Consider the following 11,648-nt stretch of genomic DNA (forward strand, 5'->3'; position numbering starts at 1 on the left):
TTGGGTTTTTATTGGACCTAACCAATCATAATATTTTCATTGATGATTTTCCATTATTTATGTATGATGAAGAATATTGAAACATTTATTTTTACTCCCACATATGATAAATAAATGTTTTTTCATCAGATTAATAAATTCATTTCGAAGAGTAAACTTCGGTTCATTTCATATAATGAGGGATTAAAATGTTAATTCGTTATAAGAAAACATTTGAAAAAATTGCAATGGGATTAATGTCTTTTATGCCTAATGAAAAGGATTTAAAGAAACTCCAGCAAACAATGAAAGAATACGAAACAGAAGAGAATCGACAGCTTTTCCTATGGAAAGAAGATGATATTATAGGTTTGCTTGGTGTTCTTTTTCAGCAGGAATCAAATACATTAGAAATACAACATATATCCGTAAATCCATCCCATCGTTCTCAAGGGGTAGGAAAAAGAATGGTAAAGTCATTAAAAGATATGTATCCAGATAAAGAAATTATTGCTAATAATGATACTGCCCCATTTGTTGAAAAATGTGATATTTGCTAAAAAAGACAGCGGGTTAATTGTTTTCGCTGTCTCTTTTAGCTTTAATGGCCCTATTTCTTTCTTTAATGACATTGGTTCGGTCACGTAATTGATGGCGGTGAATGAGATGGATATTATTGAGATCACTTTCCTTTCCCCACACAAATCCGTTCCGTGCACAAGCAATTTCACATAAGTTCATTAAATGAGGGTCAATGATAGGTAAGTCAAAGCTAGTGTATTTTCTTCCTTTTTCGATAGACTGTAAACGTTTCTTTATAATGTCAATAAGAGCTTTTTCATTCAATCCTAATTTACTTACTAATTGACCTTGGTGCTGAATAATATGAATAGCCTTTTCAATCGTTTTTTTTGCTCCTCTAAAATTACCACGACGGTGATGATATTGGGATACAGCCAATAATATCAATCCAACCCAAATTGATTGTTTGTTTCTAGGTTCAATCTTTTTCCAATAATCTTCAAGTATTTCATGGCATTCAAAGTAATCCCGAGTACCATGAAAGTGGATTAAAAATTGGATATATTCTTCAGGGTACAAACAATCCCTCCTGACATACGTGATAAATTTCATTTTATCATAACCATAGATCAAAAAGTGATAGTATTGCATCTTAATCACTATATCTTCTTACTTTTTTATTGGACAACATAAATGAATCCACTATACTAGAAATAGTCGTTTTTGATAAGAAAGAAAATTTATTTATGTTGGTATTTAAGAATGGTCAAGAGCAAGCGCCATTGGTTAAGTCACGCCTAACTTAACGCGTTACGATCATTCAATATGGATTCGCTTATAATTAATCTTGTTTCCATTTTGGTAGTGATCCAGGTTATCATTTACTGACCAGGATGCTTTACTTGTAAATCTTTTTATATTTATAGAATTTTGGTGATTTAAATGCCATATCAGGTGAAAATTGAAGCGTTTGAAGGTCCCCTTGATTTGCTGCTTCATTTGATTAATCGTCTTGAAATAGATATTTATGATATTCCAGTAGCTCAAATTACCGAACAATATTTAATGTATATAAAAACGATGAAGGATTTAAAACTCGATGTTGCGAGTGAATATTTGGTTATGGCTGCAACCCTTTTAGCTATTAAGAGTAAAATGCTTCTTCCTAAACATGAAGAAAACGACCACGATGATGAGGTGGAATTATCTTTTGAGGAAGACCCAAGGGATGAACTTGTTGAACGGTTAATAGAATATCGAAAATATAAAGAGGCAGCGCAGGAGTTAAAATTAAAAGAAGAAGAGCGAGGGCTCATGTATACGAAACCACCTAGCGATCTTTCAGGTTTTGCTAAGGACATAAACTCCACTCGAATTGAGTTAAACGTTTCACTTTATGATATGCTTGCTGCTTTTCAAAAACTGATGAGAAGAAAAAAACTTCAGCGGCCGATGACGACGAAAATTACACGGCAAGAAATTTCAATTGAGACAAGGATGTCTGAGATATTAGATGAATTAAAAGAACAAAAAGGCCGAAAGAACTTTTTTGATTTATTCCCGTATCCATCAAAAGATCATATTGTTGTAACTTTTTTGGCTGTTCTTGAACTGATCAAGAGAAAGGAAATTGATGCCTATCAACAAGAGAATTTTGGAGATATTTATATTGTAGCAGTTAAGGAAGGAGAAGATGCCATTGGAAATAATTAATTGGACAAGCATCCTTGAAAGTCTTTTATTTGCGGCTGGGGATGAAGGGCTTTCTCTTAAACAAATTGTCGAAGTTATGGATGTTGATGAACTTAAGGCACAAGAAATAATAGAAGAATTAAAGCAAGAATATGAAAGTAAGAATAGAGGAATTATGCTTGTACAGCTAGCTGATACATATCAGCTAGCAACAAAGAAAGAAAATGCAAATTATCTGAAGAAACTAGTGGAATCCCCTCAGACATCTACATTATCACAGGCAGCATTAGAAACTTTAGCTATTATTGCTTACAGGCAGCCAATAACCCGAGTGGAAATCGAAGAAATTCGTGGTGTCAAGACGGAAAGACCGATTAATACATTAATGGCAAAAGCTTTGATTAAAGAAGTCGGACGTGCAGAAGGAACAGGGAGAGCATACTTGTATGGTACAACAAAAGAATTTCTTGACTATTTTGGATTAAAAAGTTTAGAGGAGCTTCCAACGCTGTCGGAGAATGAGGAAGAAGAATTTATTCAAGAAGAAGCTGATTTGTTTTTTGAGAAATTTCAAGAAACGATAAACTCCTAAAAATCGGCTATTTGGTAAAATTTATGCTAAAATAGATGTTGAACTTGAACAACTTCGTCTAACATCAATAGCTTAAAGTGATAGTCATATAGTAAGGAGCGGGATTGGCTTGCAAATTTTAAAGTGCAGGGGATATGAATTAGAGAAACAAAAATCCAATACATCAGAAGATTTTTTTAACCGGAGTGAAATTACTTTTGTAAATGAAGGGAAAGAAAGAACACTTCATGTTTTGTATCTAAGATATTTTGATGAAATCTTCCAAGAATTTACTCCATTTGAACAGGACCCAATATTTTCAGGCTCAGGATATGAAGTACATTTTAAAGATATAGTTGCCCTTGTTTGTTTAATAAAAAATCCGGGACTACGAAAGAGAAAACGATTATATATTAATTCAAAGTACGAATTTGCTTCCTACTTTCAAAATATTCATTTTGATAAACTTAGAGAAATATTTGAATCACTCCATCAAAAGAACAGCTATGATTTACGTTCACCGTTAGAGTTTATTCTACAGCCAAATTAACGAACAGTCTCGTTTCGTTGGAGCTTATATGTCAAAAATTCTGGAGGGAATAAAACATGGGCAATTCATTGGTTCAAACACAATTAATTGATGTGAAGGAATTTTTAATCCAAACAGTTACAGTGCTAGAGAATTTTTTAAATGAAACAACCATATCACAACTTAATGTTTCAAATGATGAGGAACATACGTATATTAAAATGATTTTTTCAAATTTAAGGAAGCTTGCTGTTTATAGTGAAGAAGGACTAGAAGCATGTTCTGTTATTTTACAAAGTGAACCTTTCCAAAAACCTGCAGCTGAGAAGACGTTATACAAAATCTATCATCAATGTATTGAAGAGTTTTTCTCACCGAAAAATGATGCCTGGTATGAAGACAGCCGATCGGCCTATACTGGAAAAAACTCAATAAAGTTTTATCATAGTGTTCCTGAAAGTATATCTAAGTTGGTAAAAAGTTTAGAAGCTGATTTTCAAAGGATTCGTGAAGAACTAGAATATTATGAAACGGATTATCGTACGAAAATGATTCAATCAAAATAGACATTTCAGACTGTCCAAATTCATGGACAGTCTTCCTTTTTGTTCTAAAGTCGCTTTTTTCCTTCATACCATATAGGAGGAAATAAATTCCTATAATGGAAAGAGGGATAAGATGAACCGGTTTAGAGACTATGTAAATGAACTATTTAAATGGAATCAGGAAATGCGCCAGTTTCTAACCTCAGAAAATGTAGGACAAAACTCTGAATTATGGGAAAGCTTAAATGAATTTACGAAGTTAATTGAAGACACGAACCGTGAATTATCTGATCAAGAAATTCTTGGACTACAGGCTAAAGCAGAACAAATACATGAGCAAATGGAATTGTATTTTCAAAGAAAGTACCAAGGGCGGGCCGAAGCAGGAAGGAATCAACCGGTACCTCTTGGCGGTCATAAGCTTCCTGCTCTGCCATATTCATATGATGCATTAGAACCGTATATATCGGCTGAAATTATGAGACTGCACCATGATAAACATCATCGCTCTTATGTAGATGGATTAAACAAAGCAGAACTAAAATTAAAGCAAGCAAGAGAAAGAAATGATTACTCCTTGGTTAAGCATTGGTCAAGAGAACTTGCCTTTCATGGATCTGGCCACTATCTCCATTCAATTTTTTGGAATAATATGAGTCCAAATGGTGGAGGGGCCCCAAAAGGGATGTTGAGGGATGAAATAAACCGCTATTTTGGAAGTTTTCAAACTTTTAAAAAACATTTTTCTGAGGCAGCAAAACAAGTGGAAGGAGTGGGTTGGTCGATTTTGGTATGGTCTCCTAGAGCAAAGCATTTAGAGATTCTTCAATCAGAACGACATATGCTGTTGACACAATGGGATACCCTTCCCATTCTCGTGCTCGATGTATGGGAACACGCTTATTATCTGCAGTATAAAAATAATCGAGCTGATTATGTAGAGAATTGGTGGAATATTGTTAATTGGGATGATGTAGAAAGAAGATTTGAAAGGGCAAGAGATTTAACCCGATTATAAGGTTTCGTAAACACGCAATCCATTAAGGATTGCTGTTTTTTTGTCATATGATAACTTGTCCTGCATAAACTTTTATTAAATTAAGAGGGGGACGAGGTATATCTATGAAAAAAAACAGGAAATGGGTTATTCTTGCCCTCATGGTCACATTATTGGTTGCAAACATCCCTAAAAGAGTGGAGGCCTCCGTTTCGGTTAGTGCCGTGAGTGCTATCCTTATGGAACAAGTATCTGGTCGTGTCCTCTTCGAGAAAGAAGCACATATCAAAAGAAGAATTGCTAGTATTACGAAAATCATGACCGCTATTCTAGCTATCGAATCAGGGAAAATGCAACAATATGTTACAGTTAGCGAAAAAGCTGTCCGTACGGAAGGATCTTCTGTTTACCTTAAACCGGGTGAGAAAATAAAACTAGAGGATTTAGTGTATGGGTTGATGCTTAGGTCAGGTAATGATGCTGCTGTAGCTATTGCCGAATATGTTGGGGGCAGCTTAGATGGTTTTGTTTATTTAATGAATCAGAAAGCGCAGGAAATTGGCATGCATAATACCCATTTTGCCAATCCACATGGACTAGATGATCATGAGGATCATTATTCAACCGCATATGACATGGCCATTCTCACTCGTTATGCCATGCAAAATAAAACATATCAAAAAATTAGCGGCACAAAAGTACATCGCGCACCGAATCCAGAAGAAGAATGGGATCGTGTTTGGAAAAACAAAAACCGTTTGCTTACCAAATATAAATATGCAACAGGGGGAAAAACGGGTTTTACAAAACGGGCAAAAAGGACACTCGTTTCCACAGCGGAAAAAGGAGATATGAGCTTAATTGCCGTCACATTAAATGCTTCGGATGACTGGAATGATCATATTGCTATGTATGAATATGGGTTTAAAAACTTCGATATGGTAGAAGTCCTATCAGAAGGAAAAATTGACTTAGGCAAAAATAAATTCTATAAAAATCATTTATTATTAAAGAAATCAATTATTTATCCTGCTACCAAGGAAGAGATGGATTTATTCTCTGTTAAATACAAACTGAAAAAATTGGATAAAAGATCAGAGGATTCAGGGAAGGTAGAACAAAAAATTGGTAAGGCTATTGTATATTTGGATGGCAAAGCCATAAAGGAAACTCCGATTTATTATTACAATAATACGCAAAAGAAAAAAGGTTTCTTTGAAAATATGAAAAATATATTTTTTTCTATAGTTGGTGTGAACGCAAATGGTTAACTATATATGGGTTTTTATGACAGTTGTTGGCATTGTATTTGCTCTGTTCAATGGGACCATGGAGGAAGTAAATAAGGCAGTTTTCGAAGGAGCGAAAGAAGCTGTCACTCTTTGTATTGGATTGATTAGTGTTCTAGTATTTTGGCTAGGAATGATGAGAATTGCTGAAGAATCTGGACTTCTAGAAAAACTAGCAAAAGTTTTTCGCCCGCTCGTATCAAGATTGTTCCCTGAAGTACCGAACAATCATCCAGCTATGGGATATATGTTGTCCAATATGATTTCAAATATGTTTGGCCTAGGAAATGCGGCGACACCACTAGGCATTAAAGCGATGGAGGAACTGAAAAAATTAAATGGAGGAAAAAATGAAGCTTCAAGGTCCATGGTTACCTTTTTAGCGATTAACACAGCCAGTATTACGATTCTCCCGACCACAGTGATCTCGATCAGAATGACCCATCATTCCACAAGCCCTACCGAAATTGTCGTTCCAACCATCATTGCAACTATCCTTTCGGCAATAGGGGCAGTATTAATTGACCGTTATTTTTATTATCGCAAAAGCCGAAAAGGATGAGGATGAATGGAATTTATTGCGGGTTTATCATTAACATTTATACCATTATTAATAGGTTTTATTTTGATATATGGTACGATAAAGCAAGTACCAACTTACGAAAGCTTTGTAGAAGGCGGTAAAGAAGGAATTAAAATTGCTGTATCCATTATTCCATTTCTTGTTGGAATGCTTGTGGCGATTTCTATTTTTCGTGCATCTGGTGCATTAGAAGCATTAATGAATTGGATACGACCTTTTATGAAAATGATAGGTGTACCAGCTGAAATTGTCCCTTTATTAATTATTAGGCCAATTTCAGGAACAGCAGCACTTGGTATGACAAGTGACTTGATTTCAGTATATGGACCTGATTCTTTTATTGGAAGGCTAGCTTCCGTTCTTCAAGGGAGTACGGATACTACCTTTTATGTCTTAACAGTATATTTTGGTGCAGTTGGAATTAAGAAAATGGGAGATGCATTAAAGGTAGGACTATTAGCAGATGTTGTCGGAATTATAGTAGCCATTTTGGTTGTTGCATTGGTTTTTGGAACAAAATAGTTGAAATATCGAGTGTAACAGGTTCTATTTTGAGAGCCTGTTTTTTTTTGCTTTGTTCCAAAAGCTTCTTTAACTTTGAAAAGTAATGAATTTATGTCATAATTCAGGTGGTAGAAGAAAAACAAATGATTTTATTAGGAAAAACTCTAATAGCCTATAGTTTATTTACAACATTTGAAGTGTTTCGAGGTGGAATGAATGGAAAGATTACAAAAAGTAATTGCCCGCGCGGGTATTGCTTCCCGAAGAAAAGCGGAAGAACTAATAAAAGAAGGGAAAGTAAGAGTGAATGGCAAGGTAGTAACCGAGCTTGGGACAAAGGTAACCCCATCGGATAAGGTAGAAGTGAATGGAATTCCTATAGAGAAAGAAGAACCAGTGTATTTTCTCTTATATAAACCAAGAGGGGTTATTTCTAGTGTAAGTGATGATAAAGGAAGAAAAGTCGTAACCGATTTCTTTCCTGAAGTGAAAGAAAGAATTTTTCCAATCGGCCGACTTGACTATGATACCTCAGGCCTGCTCTTGTTAACGAATGATGGCGAGTTTGCTAATTTACTGATGCATCCAAGAAATGAAATTGAAAAGGTCTATGTAGCTAAAGTAAAAGGTATTCCGTTGAGAGAAAAGTTAAAAAAATTGGAAAAAGGAATTTGGCTTGATGATGGAAAAACAGCCCCAGCCAAAGTGAAATTGCTGTCAGCCGATAAGAAAAAACAAACCGCTATTATTGAAATCACAATACATGAAGGACGGAATCGTCAAGTAAGGAGAATGTTTGAAGCAATTGGCCATGAAGTCATCAAGTTAAAGCGAGAACGATATGGTTTTTTAACGATGAACGGATTAAAGGCCGGTGAAGCAAGAGAGCTTACACCCCATGAAGTAAAACAATTAAGGGCAGCTGCATTAAATTCATCCCAAAAAAATTCATAAATACGTCACATTTACGGCAGTTGTTTCATGTTAATACAAAAAAGTAAAATGATATAATTTAAATTATCTGTGTTCCAGTTTCATAGGGGGGTTACATATGAAAAAACGGCGTTTGGTCACAAGAACAATCATATTACTTGTTCTTGGCGCTGCCGTTGTATACACGTTATATGCAAACTTTACAAAAGACTCAAGACTAAAGGTAGATGTTGGGGACCAGGCACCGGATTTTGTATTAATTGACATGGATGGCAATAAACATCAATTGTCTGATTACCGCGGACAAGGAGTATTTTTAAATTTTTGGGGAACTTGGTGCCCTCCTTGCAAAAAAGAAATGCCATATATCAATAATCAATATAACCAATTTAAAGACCAAGGTGTTCAAGTGTTATCTGTTGATATCCAGGAATCTGAACTGGTGGTTAATCAATTTGTGGAACAGTATAAACTCGATTTTCCGATTATGATTGATAAAGATAAAGAAGTGATGACTGCGTATGGTGTCGATTTATTACCTGCAACATTTTTGATTGATAAAAATGGAAAAGTTGTGAAATATCATACTGGGGAACTTACTGAAGATAAAGTAAGGGAATTTATGGAAAGTATTAAACCTTAGGTAAAATAGGGAGTTTTTATAATGAAGGATGTAAAATGCGAATGTGGTCATGTCAATCCACATGGCACTGTATTATGTGAAGCTTGTGGAAAGGTGCTGGATGAACAAGAGGCCAATAAAAGTAAATTATTGGATATGCGTTATGAAGGCAGTGCCCGCAGGTCACAAACGTATAATAAAACAGTTATTGATAAAATTTGGAACTTTTTTTCATCTGTTAAGGTTGGCGTTTGGCTGATTGTCATTACATTGATCGCTTCAATATTAGGAACAATTTTTCCACAGGAAATGTATATTAACTTGCCGCCAGAAGTTTACTATGAGCAAGAACATGGATGGGTTGGAAAACTATATTATCAGTTAGGATTCCATGATTTGTATAGTTCTTGGTGGTATTTATTACTAATTGCTATGATTGGAATTTCCCTCGTTATATGCAGTCTAGATAGGGTTGTTCCTCTTTATAAGGCATTAAAAGCTCAAAGAGTTACGAGAAATGAAGGTTTTTTGAAACGTCAACGTCTTTTTAGTGCCAGTTCAAATATTTCAGAACATGATATTGAAAAAATTAAAGATCATCTAAAACTAAAACGTTACCATATTCGTGAAGAGAATGGTGATCTATTAGCAGAAAAAGGGCGCTTTTCCCGCTGGGGTCCCTATGTAAACCATGTCGGTTTGATCATTTTTCTTATTGGCGGAATGCTTCGTTTTATACCGGGAATGTATGTATATGAAAATTTATGGGTGAAAGAAGGAGAAACCGCTTTAATTCCTGAAACGGATGGGAAATACTATTTGAAAAATAAAGAATTTATATTAGAGCATTATGATAAGGAAAAAGATCGTACCTTTGAACAAGCCATTGACCGTGCTGGTGATGTTGTAAAAAATTACCAATCTAACGTCGTTCTATATAAGGAGAAAGGTGAGAGTTTACCAGGGGAGAAACCTGACCTTCAAAAAATTAAGGAGTATAAAGTAAAAGTCAATTTGCCATTGAAATTTGAAGGCTATTCTGTTTACCAATCCTCTTATAGAAGTGAACTTGTTGCCATGACATTCTCTTTAGTAAAAAAGGACTCATCACAATCTTTTGGAGATATTACCATAGACCTTAAAAATCCAAAAAAAGAGTATAATCTTGGTAATGGTTATTCAGTTAAGATTATTAACTATTTTCCTGATTTTGAATTTGATGATAATGGAGAGCCAATCACGAAATCAAGAGTTCCCAATAACCCAGCTTTTGTTTTTCGTATGATTTCACCTGAAAAGCCGGAAGGTGAGACAAGTTTTGTTGCGATTCAACAAACAATTGAGCCTCCTGGTGAAAATGCCTATAAAATGGCATTTAAAGGAATTGATACTCAAGAGGTTTCTGGATTTACCATTAGTAAAGACTCAACATTATGGGTTATTATACTCGGTGGAATTATCTTTATGATTGGGGTTATTCAAGGTTCTTATTGGAATCATCGTCGGATTTGGGTACAAAGGAAAAATGGTCAGATTTGGATCGCAGCTCATACGAACAAAAACTGGTATGGCTTGAAACGGGAATTAGAATTTGTCCTTGCTGATACGAAGTTAACGTTCCCAAAAGATCAACTTCAAGGGGAACATGAGGAGAAGGAGGAAGCTTAGTTGGTAGAAATCAGTGGTAATCTGCTGTTTATAGCATTCATACTATATTTAATAGCGACCTTATTTTTTGGTGGTTCGATTAAAGCGAAAAAAGATATCAATAAGAAGAAAGAGACTAATAGTTGGGGGAAAATCGCCGTTTGTCTAACAATAGTGGGTTTTATCTCTCAATTAGGTTATTTTATAACTAGATGGATTGCTGCTGGTCATGCACCAGTTAGTAATATGTTTGAATTTACAACATTCTTTGGTATGGCGCTTGTTGGAGCTTTTATAGTTATTTATTTTATATACCGGTCTACTTTACTTGGATTATTTACCATGCCAGTAGCTATCTTGGTTATTGCCTATGCAAGTATGTTTCCTAGGGAAATTACACCTTTGATTCCTGCATTACAAAGTTATTGGCTAAATATACATGTAACAACCGCAGCAATCGGTGAAGCTATTTTAGCTATTAGCTTCGCTGCCGGTCTTATTTATCTCGTCAAGGCGATTGACCAGACGAAATCGAACAAACAAACATTTTGGCTGGAAACTGTTATGTTTTCATTAGTTACCGTACTTGGTTTTGTCGTAATTACGACAGTATTTTCTATTGTAGGGTATGAAGAGAAGTTTACTTGGGTTGATAAACATGATCAAGAAGCGGTCATGGAATATACAATGCCTGCTATCACGGGTCCGAATGAAGGAGAATTATTGACCAAGGACGGGTTTAAACCTTTAGTTGAAATGCCAGCTTACATTAATGCCAAAAAACTAAATACCGTTATTTGGTCTTTTCTAGGTGGTCTCGTTCTTTATGGACTCATAAGGCTTGTGATTAGAAAGCGAATTTCAGCAGCACTAAAGCCACTTGTGAAAAACATAAAATTGGATCTCGTAGATGAGATTAGTTATCGATCCGTATTAATTGGATTTCCAGTGTTTACTCTTGGAGCCTTAATATTTGCAATGATTTGGGCACAAATAGCATGGTCTAGGTTCTGGGGTTGGGATCCAAAAGAGGTATGGGCGTTAATTACATGGTTATTTTATGCTGCTTTTATGCATCTGCGTTTATCCAGAGGATGGCATGGTGAAAAATCTGCATGGCTCGCTGTTATTGGTTTTGTTATCATTATGTTCAATTTAGTCGCAGTAAACCTTGTAATCGCCGGTCTTCACTCCTATGCGGGTTCTTAAAGAGTCTAGTTGGAACAAATATAAGC

The 11,648-nt window shown here is 35.2% G+C and carries 14 protein-coding genes; 13 read left to right on the forward strand and 1 reads right to left on the reverse strand.

Features of this window, described 5'->3' with window-relative positions:
* Window positions 1-188 precede the first annotated feature (188 nt).
* Complete coding sequence (locus G4Z05_RS13755; protein WP_163252405.1) at window positions 189-539, forward strand: GNAT family N-acetyltransferase; 351 nt, start codon at window positions 189-191, stop codon at window positions 537-539.
* 13 nt (window positions 540-552) lie between these two features.
* Here the strand turns inward: G4Z05_RS13755 and G4Z05_RS13760 are convergent, their stop codons facing one another.
* Window positions 553-1,080 carry a DUF309 domain-containing protein gene (locus tag G4Z05_RS13760; RefSeq protein WP_163252406.1) on the reverse strand — a complete coding sequence of 176 codons (528 nt, stop codon included), beginning with the start codon at window positions 1,078-1,080 and terminating at the stop codon, window positions 553-555.
* A 363-nt stretch (window positions 1,081-1,443) separates the two neighbouring features.
* Here G4Z05_RS13760 and G4Z05_RS13765 point away from each other — a divergent pair, with 363 nt between their 5' ends.
* The 12 genes from G4Z05_RS13765 to ccsB all read left to right on the forward strand — a co-directional run bounded on the left by G4Z05_RS13765 (window position 1,444) and on the right by ccsB (window position 11,622).
* Window positions 1,444-2,214, forward strand: a complete 771-nt coding sequence (locus G4Z05_RS13765) for a segregation/condensation protein A (RefSeq protein ID WP_163252407.1) — start codon at window positions 1,444-1,446, stop codon at window positions 2,212-2,214.
* Window positions 2,201-2,785, forward strand: coding sequence for an SMC-Scp complex subunit ScpB (scpB, locus tag G4Z05_RS13770; RefSeq protein ID WP_163252408.1), 585 nt, complete (start codon window positions 2,201-2,203; stop codon window positions 2,783-2,785). The genes G4Z05_RS13765 and scpB overlap by 14 nt, the downstream gene beginning before the upstream one ends.
* A gap of 109 nt (window positions 2,786-2,894) precedes the next feature.
* Window positions 2,895-3,314: a hypothetical protein gene (locus tag G4Z05_RS13775; RefSeq protein WP_163252409.1), complete on the forward strand. Its 420-nt coding sequence runs from the start codon at window positions 2,895-2,897 to the stop codon at window positions 3,312-3,314.
* 56 nt (window positions 3,315-3,370) lie between these two features.
* The gene (locus tag G4Z05_RS13780; RefSeq protein ID WP_163252410.1) at window positions 3,371-3,859 is read left to right on the forward strand and encodes a YpuI family protein; all 489 of its coding nucleotides are present in this window, start codon (window positions 3,371-3,373) and stop codon (window positions 3,857-3,859) included.
* A gap of 112 nt (window positions 3,860-3,971) precedes the next feature.
* Window positions 3,972-4,856 carry a superoxide dismutase gene (locus G4Z05_RS13785; protein ID WP_163252411.1) on the forward strand — a complete coding sequence of 295 codons (885 nt, stop codon included), beginning with the start codon at window positions 3,972-3,974 and terminating at the stop codon, window positions 4,854-4,856.
* A gap of 104 nt (window positions 4,857-4,960) precedes the next feature.
* Window positions 4,961-6,106: a D-alanyl-D-alanine carboxypeptidase family protein gene (locus G4Z05_RS13790; RefSeq protein WP_163252412.1), complete on the forward strand. Its 1,146-nt coding sequence runs from the start codon at window positions 4,961-4,963 to the stop codon at window positions 6,104-6,106.
* Window positions 6,099-6,686, forward strand: coding sequence for a nucleoside recognition domain-containing protein (locus G4Z05_RS13795; protein WP_038535946.1), 588 nt, complete (start codon window positions 6,099-6,101; stop codon window positions 6,684-6,686). The genes G4Z05_RS13790 and G4Z05_RS13795 overlap by 8 nt, the downstream gene beginning before the upstream one ends.
* 6 nt (window positions 6,687-6,692) lie before the next feature.
* A complete protein-coding gene (locus tag G4Z05_RS13800) occupies window positions 6,693-7,229 on the forward strand; it encodes a spore maturation protein (protein ID WP_163252413.1) in 537 nt (178 codons plus the stop codon).
* Window positions 7,230-7,427: 198 nt separating this feature from the next.
* Entirely contained in the window at window positions 7,428-8,165 is a 738-nt protein-coding gene (rluB, locus tag G4Z05_RS13805; RefSeq protein ID WP_163252414.1) for a 23S rRNA pseudouridine(2605) synthase RluB, read from the forward strand.
* A 97-nt stretch (window positions 8,166-8,262) separates the two neighbouring features.
* Complete coding sequence (resA, locus tag G4Z05_RS13810; RefSeq protein ID WP_163252415.1) at window positions 8,263-8,787, forward strand: thiol-disulfide oxidoreductase ResA; 525 nt, start codon at window positions 8,263-8,265, stop codon at window positions 8,785-8,787.
* 21 nt (window positions 8,788-8,808) lie between these two features.
* Entirely contained in the window at window positions 8,809-10,434 is a 1,626-nt protein-coding gene (locus tag G4Z05_RS13815) for a cytochrome c biogenesis ResB family protein (protein ID WP_163252416.1), read from the forward strand.
* A complete protein-coding gene (gene ccsB, locus G4Z05_RS13820; RefSeq protein WP_163252417.1) occupies window positions 10,435-11,622 on the forward strand; it encodes a c-type cytochrome biogenesis protein CcsB in 1,188 nt (395 codons plus the stop codon). It begins immediately after the preceding gene.
* Window positions 11,623-11,648: the final 26 nt, after the last annotated feature.

Source organism: Neobacillus thermocopriae, assembly GCF_010975035.1.
Lineage (GTDB): Bacteria > Bacillota > Bacilli > Bacillales > Cytobacillaceae > Neobacillus > Neobacillus thermocopriae.